At 40.4% G+C, this 19,601-nt stretch carries 12 protein-coding genes; 1 reads left to right on the forward strand and 11 read right to left on the reverse strand.

All coding sequences use genetic code 11. The features are described 5' to 3' along the window. Nucleotides 1-4 precede the first annotated feature (4 nt). The 11 genes from GYM62_RS19415 to GYM62_RS19465 form a co-directional block, all read right to left on the reverse strand. Entirely contained in the window at nt 5-3,622 is a 3,618-nt protein-coding gene (locus GYM62_RS19415; protein WP_219957619.1) for an ATP-binding protein, read from the reverse strand. Between the two features lie 314 nt (nt 3,623-3,936). Beyond that, complete coding sequence (locus GYM62_RS19420) at nt 3,937-4,740, reverse strand: DUF6090 family protein (protein ID WP_219957620.1); 804 nt, start codon at nt 4,738-4,740, stop codon at nt 3,937-3,939. Continuing rightward, the gene (locus GYM62_RS19425) at nt 4,737-5,450 is read right to left on the reverse strand and encodes a DUF6090 family protein (RefSeq protein WP_219957621.1); all 714 of its coding nucleotides are present in this window, start codon (nt 5,448-5,450) and stop codon (nt 4,737-4,739) included. Before GYM62_RS19425 ends, GYM62_RS19420 begins: the two co-directional genes overlap by 4 nt. Nucleotides 5,451-5,641: 191 nt before the next feature. Then, a complete protein-coding gene (locus GYM62_RS19430) occupies nt 5,642-6,358 on the reverse strand; it encodes a DUF6090 family protein (RefSeq protein ID WP_219957622.1) in 717 nt (238 codons plus the stop codon). Beyond that, nucleotides 6,355-6,891: a VOC family protein gene (locus GYM62_RS19435; protein ID WP_219957623.1), complete on the reverse strand. Its 537-nt coding sequence runs from the start codon at nt 6,889-6,891 to the stop codon at nt 6,355-6,357. The genes GYM62_RS19430 and GYM62_RS19435 overlap by 4 nt, the downstream gene beginning before the upstream one ends. Nucleotides 6,892-7,110: 219 nt before the next feature. Beyond that, nucleotides 7,111-7,842, reverse strand: a complete 732-nt coding sequence (locus GYM62_RS19440; protein WP_219957624.1) for a DUF6090 family protein — start codon at nt 7,840-7,842, stop codon at nt 7,111-7,113. Beyond that, on the reverse strand, nt 7,839-8,555 hold the full coding sequence (locus tag GYM62_RS21215; RefSeq protein WP_370627646.1) for an ATP-binding protein: 717 nt from the start codon (nt 8,553-8,555) through the stop codon (nt 7,839-7,841). Before GYM62_RS21215 ends, GYM62_RS19440 begins: the two co-directional genes overlap by 4 nt. A gap of 94 nt (nt 8,556-8,649) precedes the next feature. After that, entirely contained in the window at nt 8,650-10,275 is a 1,626-nt protein-coding gene (locus GYM62_RS19450) for a sensor histidine kinase (protein ID WP_219957625.1), read from the reverse strand. Between the two features lie 68 nt (nt 10,276-10,343). Beyond that, the gene (locus GYM62_RS19455) at nt 10,344-11,483 is read right to left on the reverse strand and encodes an FIST signal transduction protein (protein WP_219957626.1); all 1,140 of its coding nucleotides are present in this window, start codon (nt 11,481-11,483) and stop codon (nt 10,344-10,346) included. Between the two features lie 13 nt (nt 11,484-11,496). Then, the gene (locus GYM62_RS19460) at nt 11,497-13,167 is read right to left on the reverse strand and encodes an FAD-dependent oxidoreductase (protein ID WP_219957627.1); all 1,671 of its coding nucleotides are present in this window, start codon (nt 13,165-13,167) and stop codon (nt 11,497-11,499) included. Nucleotides 13,168-13,192: 25 nt separating this feature from the next. Continuing rightward, entirely contained in the window at nt 13,193-14,980 is a 1,788-nt protein-coding gene (locus tag GYM62_RS19465) for a thiamine pyrophosphate-binding protein (RefSeq protein WP_219957628.1), read from the reverse strand. Nucleotides 14,981-15,890: 910 nt separating this feature from the next. Between GYM62_RS19465 and GYM62_RS19470 the strand changes: the two genes are divergently transcribed. Beyond that, nucleotides 15,891-19,184: a glycosyl hydrolase gene (locus GYM62_RS19470; RefSeq protein ID WP_219957629.1), complete on the forward strand. Its 3,294-nt coding sequence runs from the start codon at nt 15,891-15,893 to the stop codon at nt 19,182-19,184. Nucleotides 19,185-19,601: the final 417 nt, after the last annotated feature.

Genomic DNA, 19,601 nt, shown 5'->3' on the forward strand with positions numbered 1-19,601 from the left:
GGTATTAGCTTATGGGTAATGAGATAAGAAAACTTGCTCCATCGCCGGCTTCACTTTCAATTTTAATTTCTCCCCCATGAGCTTTTACTATATCATGGGTAATACTCAGGCCAAGGCCTGTTCCCTCGGTACCTTTTTTTGTTGTAAAAAAGGGATGTAAGATTTTGTCTTTGATTCCGTCAGGAATTCCGGGCCCATTGTCTTGGATACTGATCAGCACCTTGTTTTTCAGTCGTTTTGTTTTGATTTTCAGACTAGGTAGATATTCCCCGTTTTTGGTAGAGTTCTGCTTGTCACGCATCGCATCAAAGGCGTTGTTTGCGATGTTCAAAATAACTCTTGAAAAATCCTCCATCACGAGTGTTGCCTCTCCGGCATTTTCATCCAAATCAAAATCCAGTTTGACGTTGATAGGATTTTTTCCCGCCCTCATACCATGGAAAGCCAGATTGCTAAATTCTTTTACGAATTCGTTTACTCGGATTGCGCTTGTTTTTCCAGCACTTCCCCTACTATGCTGCAGCATAGATTTTACGATCCCATCTGCACGGCTACCGTGCTCATGAACTTTGGTTAGATTGCTTTGGACATCTGTTAAAATATCCATGATTTCTTGTTTGATATCCGATTCATCAAGCTTTTCCAACTCTTCAAAAACTTCCTCTATCAGTTCCTTGCTCAACTCAGAGAAGTTATTCACGAAATTCAAGGGGTTTTTAATCTCATGAGCAATACCTGCGGTCAGCTGTCCTAGGCTCGCCAGTTTTTCCTGCTGAATCAATTGTTCCTGAGCAGCTTTCAGCTCTTTCAAAGCAGATTCAGCTTTGGACTTTGCTGCTTTTATCGCCACTAAATCTTTTTCTGCCTTTTTCAAGTCCTCAAAACGCTTGTACGCTAAGTCAAAAACACCAGCAAATCGGGTCAAGGTGCTTACAGCTTCTTCAGGAGGATTAGGCACATATCCGGGTAAACTATAGCCGATTTCTCCTTGAGATGTCTTTGCCATAATAAAAGTGAGCCCTCCAATATGCTTGATATCATCCATGGTTGGGGCATTTGGGTCTACCTTTTCAAAATCGCCTAAAGAGACCATTTTTTGAACATAGTCCATGGCGGTGTCAATATCCATCGGAAAAATCAGGGTAGGTTCACTGCCTCGTTCCCAATTGGCAACCAATGGGATATCTCCATGAATATGCCGAGGTAAGGTCATGACCATGCCTACCTGTGCTCCATCTCCAGAGGTCATGGCTTTCTCATATTTGTCAGGTAGCCAGCGCATGTACCAGAAATATTGGGCTTCGTGGCCTAACGATACGAATTCACTTCGGATACTGACCATAATATCTAATAGGTCGGTGGATTCTTGCATGGAAGTCACCCTAGCCCGAATTCTTTCCAAAGACAACTCAATTTGCCCCTCCCTTGCCTGAGCTTCTGCTTTTTGAAGATCAAGGAATCGGGTATAGGTTTGCTGGAATACCTTCCCAAAACGTCTTAGGATCTGGTTTTCTTCCTGGGTAAATGGGGTAGTGGTATAATTTTCGAAATAGAGCCCTACATTATCCATCAGTACTGTAGAGATGGAAAGACCCGGTTGAGAAAAATAAAATTTCTGGGTTTCCTGAGGTAAGTCTGGAATGTAGTCAAAGAGCTTTCTGTAAAAGCGGTTTTTGGTTTCAAAGTCAAGGAGGTTGGTGAAAAAGTCCTTGCCATTGGCTTTTGCTTCCCGGAAACTATTCCAATGTGGAGAATCGAAATAGGGAAAAGTGATTTGGGCATGTACTTGGTTTTCATCAGCCAACCAGATATTCATGTCCTCCCGATTTTTATAGTCCATGATAAATCCCGTATGCTCAATTGGGATTTTCAGCGCTCGAAACTGCTCATACACCACCTTGATGACTTCGTGAAGTTCCCCACTGTTGTGCATGCCCATACTTCGGCTTCTCACTTTTTCAAGAGCCGCTTCAATCTGAGCTTCTCTAGCCTGTGCTTCTGCTTTTTGAAGATCTAGAAACCGGGTATAAGATTGCTCAAATACTCTCCCAAAACGTTTCAGTATGGCATTATCCGCCTCCGAAAAAGGAACACCTTCATGATTGATGATAAAAATGCTGGTATGTTCAGATACCACACAGGATCGGGTATATCCTCCTTTGGTTTCCAAGGTCTGTTTTTTCTCTTTGTTACTGAGCGAAGACCAAGGTGGGTGATTAAACAAAAAGGTGAAAAATTCGACTTTTTCTTCCAAGGTAAATTCCTCAGTGAAGAAACTGGGGCCTTTCTTAACTCTTTCAAGCAGGTTGGTATAGAAAGGCTTATCAAAGCGGGGAATATGAATTTCTTCAGAAGTTTCGGCCGTGCCCCCGGCTCCCCAGCACTTGAGTTCTGTATCCAGTTCACTGTTGATCACGATAAATGAGCCTCCGAAAATTGAGAGATCCAAGCGAAGCAATTCTTCATGAACGGTATGAATGACAGATTGCAATTCGCTGGTCTGGTGCATAGCCAAACTCTTGGAGCGAACTCTCTCCAACGCCGCTTCAATCTTAGCTTCCCGGGCCTGATCCTCTGCCTGTTGAATATCCAGAAAGCGCCTGTACGACAGAGTAAATACCTGATGGAAGCGCTTGAATATGTGCAGAACTTCCTGGTTTAATGCATGATAAAGCGAAAGACCCAAACCACCTTTCCCAATAGAAAGAAAGCAATAACTCAGTTCCTGAGATTGGTCCAATAGTGGGTCTGAAAAATGATTTTCTGCTTTTCTATGGGCCGCAAACTCCTGGAGTTCTTTTCCCTGAATGCTCCCGATAAAATGTCCATCTTTGGAAGCCAACATTTGCCGAACCATTTCATGTTCTACCGGACTTTTGAAATACTCGGTTAATTCTATTGCCGTTTTTTTATAGGCTGGAAAGTATTGATAGCAGAGGTAATGCCCCTTTACTTCATCGATGATGGCAGTCTGAACATTCCGGATTTGCTCCACTCCAAAAGCATTCAACTGATCAGCTATGATTTGACAAACATCCAGCATATCATCAGGCTTTTTCATACTCATAGCTACTGCCCGAACGCGCTCAAGAGCAGCTTCAATTTCCAGTTCCTTGGTTTTATTCTCCAGTTCTGCAGTTCTTCTTTTGACTGCCTGTCTAAGTTCAAGGTTCTCTTGAGAGACCTTTTCCAGGGCCATGGTTTCCCCGTCTTCAACCTTCATGTCCGGAAGTGATCCATGTTGGTGGAGCACTTTCCAACCTAAGGGCGTCTCGTGAAGCAATGTGGAAATCCTTAATTTGGAATAAAAAGCCCATTCTGGCTCAGAAATCACGTAGATGTCGCAATTCTCTATGGTCAAAAACATCTCCCCAATGGCTTTAGTAATGATGTTTCTGTTTCTCATCTCTGCTTTTCCTACAATCTCCTCGATCTGATTTTTAAAAAAAGCTATACCCTCAGCCTTATTGTGGCACACCTCCGTTTCAGAGGTGCCAATCATCTCAAAATCCTCATCCAGGGTGGAGGAAAAAATGGGAATATTCCCCTTGATATAGCTGTCCCAAAATTTATGGTAAACTTTCAAGGCCGAAGCTTCCCTCGAAGCATCAATATCTATCATTTTTTATGTCTAAAAAGATTTTCAAGCAGGATCCCGAGAGCTTCCTATTCACCCATATTTGTTGGAGTTTTTATATCCAATAGTGAATGGTGTGGGGAAAACTTTGGGGTTTGTGCCTGATTTTATGTTTAGTTGAATTGCCTTTGTTGTTGGTAAAAGGCTAAGTGGCTTAGGAAAATAAAAGTTGGTTGCTTTAAAATACAAAATACAGCTTACAAACCACTATATATGTGTCTGATTTTCAATTTAATTTGACAAAAAATAAGTTGGCTCATTTATATTTTTATTGAAAAAATACAAGTTTTGGAAGGGTGTTAGTTTTCAAGATATTGCTTTATATCTTTTTGAATGGACTGTAACTGTGTAATTCTACTATCCAGTTTGCTTATCATATTAAAAGACCTGCCCAAATCCGCGACCACATAGGATTCAAATTCCGGTTGATTTAGAAATTTTTTGAGTTCCTCTGGGGATACGCAGGGTCTTAGGTCTTCGATTGATTCTAATAGGAGATAAAAGTTTTGATTGCCCTGACTGATCAAGACTTGGTCTGAGCTTTCCTTATCCAAAAAGTTATTCGGTAAACTTGCCATCAGTGGTTCAAAAGTGCTTTCAATAAATCTTAGAGTGGAGGTCAGTACGTTTTCGATTTCCTGAAAACTGGAATAGTATTCTACCAGTTGTTTCAATAGTATTTTATTTGAAAAAGCAGCAATTGATCCAGCACTTTTGGCAGCTTCATAGCTAGTATCAAAGCTAATCGCGGACTCGCTGTAATAAAGAGGCTCGGTGTGTTTTCCAAAATCCCCAGGATTAATTGCCTCATTAGGCTGTCTTATTTCTTTGAGTAACCAGGTAAGGTTTTCAATTCTGTTTTGATAAAATTTTGTTTGAGTTTCTAATCTTTGCTGATCACTTTCAAGATCAATCAAAACTGATTGATAAAAGGAAATTTCTCTTTTATGATCATTTCGTTCTTCTTTCCAGGTATTAATCTGAAGGGCGATCAAAATTCCAATCGTAACCAATACAATCTCTCCTAATGCATAGGCTAAATAGCGGGTGATCCTATTTTCCTGCAGAAGTTTTTGGCGGATTCTACGATAAAAGGAGATCATTTCAGCTGATTTTTTATGGATGTTCTCAAGCTGGAAATTTCAGCTAATGCAATTTCCATTCTGCTAATTGAGCCCTCTCGATTATCCTGAAACATTTTGAAGAGAACTATATGACTAGGATTTTTAAAAAAATCCTCCAGATTTCTGGGTTCCAATCTGTCTTCATAATCAAAATCATAGAATTCACTTTTGACCACTGGAATCCAATCTACATTGAATGAATTTTCCACATCCAATATGGCCTGATTTAGACGGAATAGGACTTCATCATAGTAGTTGATTAAATCGATTTGGAGATCCTTATCTGAAATCACATCAATCCCCTTGGATTTTAAAACTTCAAAGCCACTGGATTGAGACTTGAACCTCTCAAACCTGATGACCTTTGCCATCCATACATAGAGATTTTCCTCAAAAACTCCTTTTTCCACCTGATCTAAAATGGAATCAGTGGTCGCATTCGCAATGAGAGCTTTTTGTAGCTCCGCAGCAATCACGCTAGAGTCTCGACTTAGATTTTGATCAATGAGTGAAAGAATCTCTTGCTCAAAATTTCTTGATTTCCTGCTTTCATTCCAGTTATTCACTTGTAGAGCAATCAATATTCCGATGACTACTAAAAATATTTCTCCTATTGCGTATGCTAGGTATTGGGTAACCCTGTTTTGCTGCAGGAGTTTTTGACGGATTTTTCTAAAAAATGAGATCAATAGAGCAAAATTTTCTTGAGAAGATACTAAAAAATCCCTGATTATTAGCGTATTACTAATGTATGTGGTTTACTTCAATTAGAAATTGCTACACATTGATCTTTGTCTTGACTGATTAGCTACGAAAAAGGCTTTGCCTAACTGACAGGAATCGCGGGTTCAAGATCAAACCCGGCCTTTCTAGATGTTCATTATTCAAGACGTTTAAGCTCTGTGTCCAGGTCGCTGATCATGGTCTCTACGTCTTCTTTCAAATTAGCATAAAAGTAATCCAAGTAGGATTGAGTTCTGTTTCTTTGAGTTTTGATAAAATATAGGAATTCAATGTCACTTTTTAATGCCTCAAAATCCAGTGGAATTAGCTCTCCGTCAAAATTCGATTTTGGAAAGTTTAACCCAGACTCAAACCTTCCGGGAAATATATGTCTCAACCCATAATGGACTTCATCCAATTCCTCTGATTCGGCTTGGAGAAAAAAATCATACTGTGAATCATAAACTTTGACAAGTTTGGTCCGGATGTCCGGATTGGATATGATATCCAAACCTTTAGACTTAAGGGTTTCAAAGGCACTGGTAGAATGCACAAAATGAATGGGTAATAATGTATAGTTAAATAATGCTGCCAGAGAATCATGATATTGTCCATCATTTTCCAACAAGTCGATAAAGGTCTCTAACGCGAAAAGTGATTTTTTAAAATCATTAATATTGAGATTGATATCTTTTAGGTCTGTTTTAAGCTCTGCCCTGCATCCTTTCAGGATTTCAATTTCTACCTTTTTTCTTTTTTGATTTTCGCCATAATTATTCAATTCAAAGGCAATAAAAATACCAATGACCAGTACGATAATCTCCAGTATATACTCTGGCCATTTTTCTTTGAGGGCGGAAAGGATTCGTTTCATAATTGAAAATTACCTGAAATGATTTGCATGAGTTCTATGGTTTCTCCATCTGGACCTGTGAAGAAAGCGGTTTTAGCTAGTATGCTTTCCGTTTCCACCTGCGTAATCGGTCTAGAGGATAATCCTCCCGCTTTAATAATTCGCTCACTTGCTGACTCAATATCTTCTACCTCTATCCCCACATGTGCATAGTTGGCCCTAGTATTATTGGGAAGAGAATCAAGTGTTTCTCCAATTTCCAAAGCGAAATAATGTCCCGGAAATTTTAGTAAAGCCAAATTGATCTCCTGTTCTACCGTCTGGCCATCTTCCAAGGTTCGCTTTAATTTTTTTATGTGCTTGGTCACTTCCAAATCGAACGCTGAGGTATAAAAATCCAATGATCTATCCATGTCTGATACATGCAAATACACATGGTTAAATTGGGGTGTCCTAGGACTTGTAGCTGTATTGGACTCACAACTCAAAATTGCCAGAAATACTAAAAATGGGAGAATTCTCTCCTGAATTGATCTACAAAGTTCTGTTTTCATTTTTCTGTGTTTTAGTAAAAATTTAATTTTTACTTACCCGTTTAATTCTAAAATGTAATCCCAGCATTTCAGATGGTGTGACTTCATTCCGGTAGTATACCTAAAGAATTACCAATATTTCCTTGACCACAAATAATATTTCTGCTATCGCGTATGCCAGATAGCGGTATATACGATTTTGCTAGGGCAGTTTTTTTCGAATTTTTCGGAAATAGGGAATCAATTTTTATTGAGATATGACATGATAGCTTTTTTTAAATCTTCATTCTTTTGAGCGAAACTTTCAATGTTTGATCGCATTATTCTCAGCTTTATCCCTGATTCAAATAAAACTTGCTTGATTTCTTCATTTTTAAACTCTTCAAAAAATCGTTCGTCATTGATCAATTCAAATTTCTGTCTATCGGTTTCAATTTGCTGACCAAAATTCAGCAGCTTTTTTTCCGCGAGAAATGGTCTTACCATGACTTCAATGATTTCATTATGATTTAAAATAGTGAATTCCAGCCAATCAATGAGCAGATAATGATCTAAAAGAATCCTCCGCAATTCCTGATCTTTTACCTCATTGGGCAGGTTGGGATTATTCTTTTTGATAATTAAAATATTGGGTTCTGAAGCCCGGATCAGGTCCAAGTTTCCGACCGCTTCGTCAGTTATTTTATTTTCTGAAAGTAATATAAGGTTGTGGTGAACAGCCAGGATTTTATCTGTTCGTGACTTGATACTATCGATGCTGATCGAATCTGTTTTCAGGTTTTCCAAAGCGAAAAACAATTGCTCTCGCTCTTTTTTATGCTCCTTTCGCTCCTCATTCCAGTTATTGACCTGTAGCGCTATCAAAATCCCGATGACCACCAAGAATATCTCACCCAAGGCATAGATTAGGTATCTCGTGACTCTATTTTGGGTTAAGAGTTTCTGGCGGATTTTACGAAAAAATGAGATCATGAATCCTTGTGGATAGGAAGTGTAATTTTCATTTCTGTTCCTTTTCCTTCTTCGCTTATGACTCTCAACTCCCCTCCATGCGCTTTGATAATATCGTAAGAAGGAGAAAGTCCTAAACCAGTTACTGAGCCTGTTGGCTTGGTAGTAAAGAAAGGCTGAAAAATTTTTTCTTTAATGGAATCCGGTATTCCATTCCCATTTGGAGGAGTATAAACGAAAATTGCCTCTCTAGCCTGGAAATAAATTTTTCCCTTGCTCTCTCGGATAGACCAGATATCGTTAAAAATAAAATCAGCGGGGTAGCCTTTTAAAAGTGACCGTTCTTTGATTTTGCCAGTGGAATCCGAAACAACAGTTCCAAAATCCCCTAAGGCACCATAATAAAAAGTTCCATCCGATGCCGAGAGCGTGGATCGAATATTGGTATTGAATTCTGTACTTGGAGAGGCTAAAAGATTCCAATTTTTACCATCAAATTTTTGTAGGCCTGAGCTAGTCCCTACAAAGAGAAAGCCCTCTTTATTTTGATTGACATTCCAGACTTGCTGCCCTGCCAAAGAATTACCCCCGAATACATAATTGGTATAACTAGGTACGCCTTTAGATGAATTGATTTGGGCGGATGTGGAAAAGCTGATCAGCATTAAAAAAAGCGGGAGAATAGCAAGGCTTATGCGAGGAGCGTGAAAAAGGGATTTTTTTGGATGTGCCATAATTCTCAGAATTTAGTAGTTAAGAACAATCTCAATCACACTCGAACAGAGTCTGTTCTTCGAAATTTTATATTATTCAAAAGTGATTTAGCGTTCAGGTCATAGGTAATTCTATAATAAATTTGGTTCCTCTTCCAGCCAAGGTTTCGATAGTGAGTTGCCCCCTATGGGCCTTTATGATATCATGAGAAATACTCAGTCCCAACCCGGTTCCTTCTTTTCCTTGTTTGGTAGTAAAAAAGGGTTGAAGAATTTTGTCTAAAATTTTCTCAGGGATACCTGGACCATTGTCTTCTACTTCGAGAAAGACTGAATTTTTGTCTGACCGAGTTCGAATGGTAAGACAAGGTTTATAATCTAATGCATGTTCTTTGACCTTTGTTTTTAAGGCATCAAAGGCATTGGTACAGAGGTTAATGATGACTCGGGAAAAGTCCTCTTTGATCAGTGGTACTTTAGGAAGATTTGGTTTTAGTTCGAGAATTAGTTCGAGTTGAATTGGGTCTTTGCCAGCTCTCATACCATGAAAGGCAAGATTCGAAAACTCGCCAATCAATTCATTTAAATCATTTTTTTTCATTTCACCGGATCCGCCTCTTGAATGTTGAAGCATGGAGGTCACAATTTCGTTAGCTCTAGACCCATGTTCGTAGATTTTTTTGAGGTTGATTTCGATGGTGTGTAGCAGATCGGTCATTTCTTCCAATCTCGCCGACATTTTGGGGGTATTGTTAAAGGCTTTGGCCGCATTGATCTCTTCTAAAACCTCGTTAACCAATTCTATACTGAGGTCCGAAAAGTTATTGACAAAGTTCAGTGGGTTTTTGATCTCATGAGCAATACCGGCAGTAAGCTGGCCTAAAGAAGCAAGTTTTTCCTGCTGAATTAATTGGTCTTGTGTAATCCGGAGGTCCTTCAATGCGATTTCAACATTCTTTTTGGCTATTTCTAGCTTAGTGAAATCTTCATACCGATCATAGGCTACCGAAAAGTTACCTGCCAAAGTTTGGCAGAGTTCTTCATTCTCCGTAGAAAGAGACTCTGAATTTCCGATATAAAGCATTCCTTGCTTGAATGGAAAAAATTCAAGGATGAGTTGTTTAGGAACAGGCCCGGCAACATAGTCTTTTTGAGAAGAAATAAATCCCTTTTCACTTAAGCTTTCGACCCAATTGATAAAGTCCGTTTCACTCCACTTTTCCTGATGGCGTTCTTGCTTTTTCCAAAAGGTATGTACGTTTTGAGTCAAGCTTGTTGCATCAAAAGGAATATGTAAAACAGCGATTGATTGTTGATCCTGAGTATTTAGGAATACATGCATTAAGTGATTTTCCTCCTCTACAATGAAAATTCCACATCGTATGTAGGGAACTTTAAGCTTGGATAGTTCTTGCCAAATCAGCGGGGAAATCTCCTCCAAATCTTCAGCTTTGCGCATAGAGGCGATTTCCGCTCTGATTCGTTCGAGGGATGCCTGTCTGGAAGAGATCAAGGCAAGCTTTTCTACGGCTTGCCTTTTTTTATCCAATTCTTCGATAGTTTCTTCCAAAAGTATGGAGGTAGTCCTTCGCATCTTTTCAGAGCGATCGAGCTTAAACTCAACGATGCTAAGATCCCTTTCTAGACCCTTTGCGGAGCGATTCAGTTGCTCCTTTTCTTCTTGGGAAAGCTTTTCTGACTGGGAGATCAACTCCAAAATTGTCTGAATATTTTTATTCATAAAATGATTCTAAAGAAAAAAGAGGGCTCTTTTCGATAGGTTTTCCTCCCTTTTCTTTTTTCTAATAGTTATTTCTCAGATAGTCCGACTAATGAGCAGGTGTTATTATGAAATTCGTGTTTGCCTTTGGTTGATTTTCCCATTTCACCATAACTGAAAAATCCAGCTAAAGGAGCATCCCAAACATTTTTGACTTGGTCGATTTCGTCGCTGACCATCGGGCCAAGAGAAAGGTGTCTGGCTTTGCACGAAAACATAATCAAGGCATCAGCTTTTGGAAGTTCATTTTTTTTCACTTCCTCACATTCATCTACTACCTTTTCGATGACATTAAAATCCGGAGCTAGCGAAAATCGGATTTTAGAGCCTTGCGGAACACTGCCCGCACAGACTAAAGACCGATCGTTTTTGTTGGCGAATAATGGGGCTCTAATTACAGGCTCTGTTCCTTCCCGTTGGATTTGCATAGGGAATTCCGAACCCACATTCACGATGACCTCTTTCCATTCATCGATGTTTTTATTGACGCCCATATACTTGATGACCACATCGAGTGCGGGTTCATCATCAATGGTGTAAACAGTATTTCCTTCACTCTTGGTGATGGTCCTAACGGTACCTACAGGTTGCCAGCCACTTGTAGCCAACCCTGCAATAGAAATCTTGTCCTCGTCTAAAATCAATACTACGATCCCTGTGATATCATAATGGCCGTTAGTAAAGGCAAAAGTTCCTGTCATGGTAAAATCATCCCCCGCCATACCTCCAAAAATGGTGACTTCTGGACCTACGGCATTTTCTATTCCTTTGATGATCATTTCTCCATCGGTACTGATACCCCCTGAAGCAATAATGAAGGCTGGGTTTTTAAAGGTTTTCAATCCCAATTCTCCCGCTCTCTTGGCTACATCCAAAATATTCTCATCCCCAGTCTCAAAGTGTACACAGTGGAAATATTCTTTTTTCATATCCAAAAGCATAATTACCACGGACTCCTCACCAATATCCCCATCGATAAATTCTCCTGCAGTGGTTGCTCCGAAAATACTGATGTCTTTTTGCTCTAATAGTTGGCAAATAGCTGCCCGATCCTGCTTGATGGATAGAAATACGATGGCTAAGGTAGGCATATATCCATCTGAAAGAGAGGCTTCAAGGGCCTGACTGATTTCGTCCAATGAATTTCCTTTAATTGTTTTTGCTTTCATGATTGAAAAGATTTTATGATTTGATAGTGCGGGCGAAAGAATCCGTAGCAAAGGCTGGAAGCCCAAATGCTTCTTGCTGTAGGACATAGTCACTCATGATGAGTGCCCCTTCTACCCATCCCTGCTCGGGAGACCAGGATTCATTACATACAAATAAGTCCTTAGCTGGTGACGTAATATGGGGGTAGACATCTTTGAGATCATCGATATTGAGCTTGTACTGGTGATAGCCAAAACCATACGGTGCTTGACCCCAAACTCGATAGGTAGTCAATACTGGCTTGGGCACATAGGCATCCTCATCCAATCCGAAGAGTAATTTGATTTGCCGCATGATTTCATTGACCAAGGATGTAGAGCAGGCAGTTGTACCAGGAGGGTTCTTTGGGAATTCCTCAGACTGATAGCTTTCGCCTACATTTTGCATTTCCTTCCAGAAGTTTCCTCGGATGTAGTCTGTGTATTGAGTCAAAGCAGCAGGGCCATTGTAATTGTTGTCCGCAATCGAGTCTGCAGGAAACTGTGAAAAGCTGTAAACAGAGCCCAGTGGAAGATCTGTGAAATTAGGCCCATTCGTTAGGTTTATTTTCTGAGCTTGATGCCACCATCGCTCCTTGAAATAGAGCCCTACCTTGGTCAATTCCATGTTTTGAACACTATTGACTGCACTCATAAACTTTTCATTTCCTGATAGAATCGGCGAGACTTTGATCAATTCCTTAAGAGGCTTTTTTGGAATGGCAAGAATCACCTTAGAAGCTGTGTATGATCCGTGAGAGGTATCGATACTGTATCCAGAATCAGTTTTGGTGACAGATTTGACAGTTTCCTTCAAATGGATGCTTCCACCAGCGCCCTTGATTAAGGCAGCCAAGGCATTGGGCAAGGATTGAAATCCTTTTTCGAGCGTTTGAAAATGAGCGTTTTTAGGATCTGGAAAATCAAATAAAATCTGAAGTCCTTCTCCTGCATTGATGTAGTCTTGAAAAGGTCCCATAAACCCAACTACGTGACTCAGCATTTCAATACATTCTTCCGTGAGGCCATAATTGCGGAGAATACTCCAAAATCCCCACTTATTGATTGGAATAGCCTTTCCTTCAAAATTTTTATAAGTACAGTTGTTTCGGAAGTGCGCCCATTCAGCAGGAGAGGAGGGACGTTTGATGCTGTTTTGGTCCTGAATATCATTCATGACTTCCTTCAAAATATCCGAAGGATCTTTGCCTTGTTCATTGGGTGCCAAATTGAATAAGGTAGCCCAAATAGCCTGATTACCTTTTTTAGCCTCGGCTTGAGAGAAAGACTTTCCTCGTACGTAGTAGCGGTTGTTGTCATCTCCCATCACGAAATCTACCGTATTTAGCTGTGCCTCCGGATATTTCTTGTTTTCTTCATTGATAGCATCAATTAATCCCCATAGATGCTCCATCCCTTTTCCTCTGGGGACAAAGCGCATTCCTCCCTCTTCATCGTGTACTTTGTAGGTTTTTCCGTCATGCCCCTTGATATCCACAAAAGTTGTTTCAAGCCTTCCGCCTACTTGTCCCATTTTTTCCAAAATGGTCACCTTGGTTGTTGGTTTTTCTTTCAGTAAACGCCAAGCTGTGAAAAGTCCGCTCATTCCAGCTCCGACAATTAGGACTTCAGTGGAGTTACTTGTTTTTTTTGATTTGGTACTCATGATAAAAAGAATTAGAGTTTAAGATTTATTTGTATACAAAAAGCTTCCAAGCTGAAGGGTAGTCTCGCTCGTCGAGATTGATGCTCACTAGATAGGTAGAGGCTGTATCACTAGCTATATTTTCCAATAGGGACTGCAAATCACCTATGGTATTGACTACTGCGCTTTTAGCTTTCCCCGCATTATTTGAAAAGCCTTTCATGAGGTTTATATAATCCCATTCCTGAAGGATATTGGCTTCTTCAAATGGTGCAGAGGAGTCCTTCTTGTAAGGGTCCGAGTCCAAAAGCATTTGTTCCACTCCATAGACCTTATTATTCAGTACAAATACGACGGTATTTCGACCTTCTTGTACCATGGTAGAAACGGCCTGACAGGTCAATTTGAAAGCACCATCACCCACTATCACAAATGTTCGTAGATTATCTCGGAAAGATGCCCCTAGGCCTGCAGGTACACTCCATCCGATGGATGCCCAGATGTTTTGAGCTAGAAATCCATCCTGCCTATTGATTTTTAGCGAAGAGGACCCTCCGAATGAGGAGAGACCGATATCTGCCACGATCAGGTGGTTTTCATCGACATGTTGATCGAGTACTGCAAAGAATGAATCGTAAGTGATTTGAGTTTTTGGTGCAGGGATGGTTGGAAGTGGCGGAGGGCTTGGTTGCTCCCATTTAGATTTATATTTGTTTTTTTGGACCAATGCAATTACAGCATCCATCACCTGTTCCAGCGTGACTTGTACGTAGAGGTTTTCCCCATCTTTCACCATATCTCGTGAGGCGAATACCGGAGAAATATTTCCTGTTTCGGGGCTTTTGGACCCAAAGGTATTCAAGTCTGTATTCCATACACCTAATCCGATAATGGCAGTGGATTGCTGCAAGTAGAAATTGGTGTGTTCAGTCGTAAAAACCCCGTCATGCATCCCCAGAAACCAAGGATTATCCTCCGAAACCACTGCCTTGCCCAAGAAGGACGTGACATAAGGAGCTCCAATGGCTTGTTGTAGGGTAATGAATTTAGACTGCAGTCTCTTGGTTGAGATCTCTTTTCCTATCCAAAATAGCGGCTTTCCTGTTGATATTTTCGCATAAACTGCATTAGCTGCATTTTCTATAGCACTCACAATCTGACCAGCATATTTATTTGAAGTTGGTGGTGCCGCCATGCTTTGAAGAATAGGTAAAGACTCATATCCATTTACCGGACTTAATGTTCCTTTTGGTTCGGCACAAGGCATGTAATAACAATCCTCCATGATTTCGATTGCTACTGGTTTGTTTTCACTGATGCAGGCTATGATAGCCGAATCAATCTGAGAGGCTGCCTTCAGAGGGTTGGATATTCGCTCAAATGCTACCGTGACTGGAGAGTACACGGTGCGATTAGTATCCTCGGTGCTGACATTGTGATGGTAGAGTTCACCTGCATTGATTTCATCCATGAGCTTGGTGTTACTCAGCGTTCCGATAATTGCTACTACAGGAATGCTCTCTACGAAAGAGCCTCCTATTGCATTCAGCAAACTGAAGGATCCGACTCCGGTAGTCACTGCGACAGCTCCAAGTCCATTGGCTCTCGCATAGCCATCTGCTGCATACCCTGCATTGAGCTCATTGCAATTTCCAATTCGGTTGAGATACCGATCACCCTTGGGGGTTTTGTAGGTGTCGATGATTTCTAAAAGGTCACTGGTATAATCTCCCGGAACCGAAAATAATTGGTTTACGCCCAACTGGTGGAGTCTGTAGGCTAGGTATTTCCCCACGTTCATTGCATTGGGGTCGAAAGTGTTTGAATCAGGCATAAAATGAAAATTAAAAGATTAATAAAGTTTAAATATTGTCACTGTGAACAGTTCTGGCCTGATTTTTCAATCCATTAGATCTAATTTCAATTGCAAACTTGTCAAATCCCCGTGTGGGATTTTTCAGGATAGAACGCTATAAGTAAAAGCCGATAAGTCAAAAATTCTTTCAGTGAGAAATTTACTCTCCATTGATTTTATTCTTCCTAAAATACAAAAACTGCTGTTAAATGCAATAATTTGTATTTGAAATTTCTATGGGAAGCTAAATAAGTTCAACTTTAACTAAATATCTAAGTGAGTAGAAATTTACATTATCTTTTATCAGTTTTCTGTTTTTCCAATGTTCTCGAAATTCCACTCTTTGATTAAGATAATTTTTCAGGGTAAGGAGAGTAATTAGATCGGGATGAATGTGGATAAAAAGTTTCCGAAGGAAATAGATTCTTTTCCGATTAGCTCAAGCCTTTGCAAAATACTTGGCCTTTAAACTAGGTCATAGAAAATGCTTCAGCCAAAGATTTTGCTGATTTTAACCTGTTCATGGAGATTTAAAAAATATTATTCTAAAACCAAGTTTTGAAGTAGTTCGACAAGGTCGTTCAATTGTGTTTTTATTGTCATAAGATTATTGACCTTGCCGGTCTCATTTCCAATGAGGGATCGTAAATCTTTTTTTAAGCTTTCGTCTTGGCTAAAGATTCCTACTACAGATTTTGTCGTATCATATTTGATGGATTTCTCGCAGTTTTTTGGCAATACTATCTGATATCCATTTCTGGATTTGATGTAAATATCATTGCATTTGGCTAGAACTTCTGTTTGTATCAATAAGGCCTTTTCAGGAAGTAATCCAGTTATTTTCTTAGATTTTTTCTAAATTCCTCGCTATCAACCTAAGAAACTTCCCATGCTACAAAAAATCATCGCTTTTCAACTGTTGTTAGTTTTGTTAACCGGCTTAACTTTTTTTGCTGAGGCTCAAAAAAAGGAAGAGGGAAAACCTGCCATTTATGAGACGGCTTGGAATAGTCTTTCTTTTCGATCTATCGGGCCTGCATTCACTTCTGGCAGGATAGCAGATTTTGCGGTTAATCCAGATAATCCAAGTGAATTTTATGTGGGGGTTGCTGCAGGCGGAGTTTGGAAAACCACCAATAAAGGGCTCAATTTTGAGCCGGTATTTGATTCGCAAGGGTCTTACTCGATCGGGGTGGTGGAGATGGATCCAAATAACCATAACGTCATCTGGGTAGGCACTGGTGAAAATAATAACCAGCGAAGTGTGGCCTATGGAGATGGAGTTTACAAAAGTATGGATGGAGGAAAAAGCTGGGAGCATAAAGGGCTCAAAGAATCTGAGCATATTGGGATGATTGCCATTGATCCGTACAATTCAGATGTGGTGTATGTAGCGGCAACGGGCCCACTTTGGAGTGCTGGAGGAGATAGAGGACTATACAAAACAACAGATGGGGGAGACAACTGGACTAAGATTCTTGATATCAGTGAGCATACCGGTATCCATGAAGTCCACCTCGACCCAAGAAATCCCAATGTGATTTATGCTGTAGCGCACCAAAGAAGAAGACATGTATTTACATACATCAGTGGAGGGCCTGAATCCTCTGTTTACAAATCTACCGATGGTGGAAAGAGTTTTCGGAAGATTGTCAAAGGACTTCCGAGTGGTGATTTAGGCCGAATTGGGCTGGATATTTCTCCTGCTAATCCGGACGTGATCTACGCAGTGGTAGAAGCGCAAGAGGATAAAGGTGGGTTTTACAAATCCACAGATCTTGGAGAATCCTGGGTCAGACAAAGTGACTATTCATCCAGTGGAAATTATTATCAGGAGGTGATCGCTGATCCGGTAGATGTAGACCTGGTCTATGTGATGAATACCTACGCGGCCGTTTCTGAAGATGGAGGGAAGATTTTCAATAATGTAGGTGAGCAGAATAAGCACATCGATAATCATGCGCTTTGGATTGATCCTAAGAATCCAAACTATTTACTCAATGGAAATGATGGGGGAGTTTATGAATCCTGGGATAGAGGGAAAACTTGGCGCTTCTTCCCAAATCTTCCCGTCACTCAATTTTATAAGTTAGGAGTCAGTAATGACTACCCCTTCTATTATGTTTATGGAGGTACTCAGGATAATTTTTCCTTTGGGGGACCTTCGCAGACAACTGAGACGACTGGAATCAGCAATCGCAACTGGTTTGTGACCACACTGGGTGATGGTTTCGAACCCCATGTGGATCCTGAAAATCCAGATATTATTTATAGTCAATCACAGTATGGGAATTTGGCCAGATTTGACCGAAAAACAGGTCAGACAAAGAATATTGTCCCACAGCCATTGGATGGAGATTATTCCTACAACTGGAATTGGGATTCACCTTTGCTTGTAAGCAGTCATGACCACAAGCGCTTGTACTATGCTTCCGATCGAGTGCATCGAAGTGATGATATGGGTGAAAGCTGGCGCGAAGTGAGCGGTGACCTGACAAGAGGGATAGATCGAAATAAGCTAGAAGTGATGGGGAAGGTTTGGCCCATGGATGCCGTGGCAAAAAATGAATCCACCACGCCTTTTGGGAATATCGTGGCAATCGCAGAATCTCCAATAGATGAAAATCTACTGTATGCTGGAACTGATGATGGACTCATTCATGTGACAACAAATGGAGGGGAAAGTTGGACGCGCTACAATTCATTCCCAGGCGTGCCTGACATGACTTATGTAAATGAAATCATCGCCTCTGCTCATGATAAGAACACTGTGTATGCGGCATTTAATAATCACAAACGAGGCGATTTTAAACCCTATCTTTTGAAAAGCACAGATATGGGAAAAAGCTGGACAGCCATCAAAGCAAATCTGCCCGAGAGGGGATCAGTTTATGCAATAGCAGAAGACCCAGAGGTAGCAAACTTGTTATTTGTTGGGACTGAGTTTGGATGTTTTACTACGCTTGATGGGGGCCAATATTGGCAAAAACTATCAAAAGGACTGCCCACCATCGCGGTACGGGATATCAATATTCAGGAAAGAGAAAAAGACTTGGTGCTGGGTACATTTGGAAGGGGATTTTATATCCTTGATGATTATTCAGCACTACGAGAATTGTCCAATGAACTTTTGGAAAAAGAAGCGCATATTTTCCCTGTTTCTGAAGCTTTGCAATATGAGTCTTACAGTCCGATCGCTGCAAGTAAAACCATCTCTTGGTTGGGCCCAAAAGGATTTCAGGGAGAAACCTATTACTTGGGTGAAAATCCGCCATTTGGAGCAGCATTCACCTATTTTCTAAAAGAGAAATATCCTACCCTTGAAAGTGAGCGAAAGAAAACTGAAGGGGAGAAAAGAAAAGCTGGAGAAACTGTTTATTATCCGAGCTACGAGCAACTTCAAGCTGAGAAAGAGGAAGAAAAACCTTTTCTGATTTTTACCATCAAAGATGTGAATGGTGAGGTGGTCAATGAGATTAGAAGTAGTCCATCAGATGGCATCAATCGGGTATACTGGGATTTAACATATCCTGCAATCGATCAAGTGAATACCAGTCTCGCAGATCCGATGAAGAATCTTTCTTCGGGAATAATGGTGCTTCCTGGGAGCTATACTGTGGAGCTGGCCAAGAGTATCGATGGAGAAATAACTCCTCTCACTGCAGCAGTTCCATTCGAGGTAAAAACATTGGATAACCAATCGGTCCCTATCTCAGATCCAGCCGCTATGCTGGCTTTTCATCAGCAGTTGATGGAACTATCCAAATCGGCAAACGGAGCTAGAAATTCTTACAATCAACTGCGGGAAGCTTTGAAATATTTTCAGGCAGCTGCAAGAGTGGTGAAAAGCGCTTCGCTGGACGAAAAAATTAATGCCATGGAAAATACCTTGGATGAGATTGAGTTGACCATGTTTGGAGACCCAATCAAAAACCAACTTGAAATCGATCAGGCGCCATCACTGATAAGCCGGGTGAATACAGCCATTTATGCTGGATCCACAAGTTTGACGGATCCCACGACAACTTCGAAAGAGGTGAAAAGAATAGCTGAAAAATATTTGAGCCCGGTCATCGCAAGCTTAAAGGAATTGGTAGAGGTAAATGTACCAGCGATCAATACGGAACTCGATGCAAATCAAGCCCCTTGGACTCCAGGAAGAATTATTGAGATGAAGAACTAATTATAGGTCTGGATGGCTTAGGAATTCTAAGCTAGTTATAGAAATGAAGGGAGCTTGGTTTATGGAGAAGGCTCTTAAACTTCCATGCAGACTGTCCAAATGCGACTAGTTCTCTAATTTCTCATTTTCTACCTACAAGAAACCGTCATATTGAGAATCATATAAAGAAATCAATTGCTTCCGAAGATCGGAATTGGAGATTATATCTAATTCTTTTGGCTTGGCCGTTTCAAAGAAACTAATTGAGTGGACAAAATGAATAGGAAGAAGTGTGTTATAAAAATAGGAGGCAAGTGAACCATGATTGGTGGCATCGTTTGCCAATCAATCAATGATTAGATTTAACTAACTCTGGCTTTATCTTAATTCCTAAATGTTTAGATTGATTTCCTTCAGATCCGTCATTAACTCTGATTT

The organism is Algoriphagus sp. NBT04N3, assembly GCF_019443765.1.
Taxonomy (GTDB): Bacteria; Bacteroidota; Bacteroidia; order Cytophagales; family Cyclobacteriaceae; genus Algoriphagus; species Algoriphagus ornithinivorans.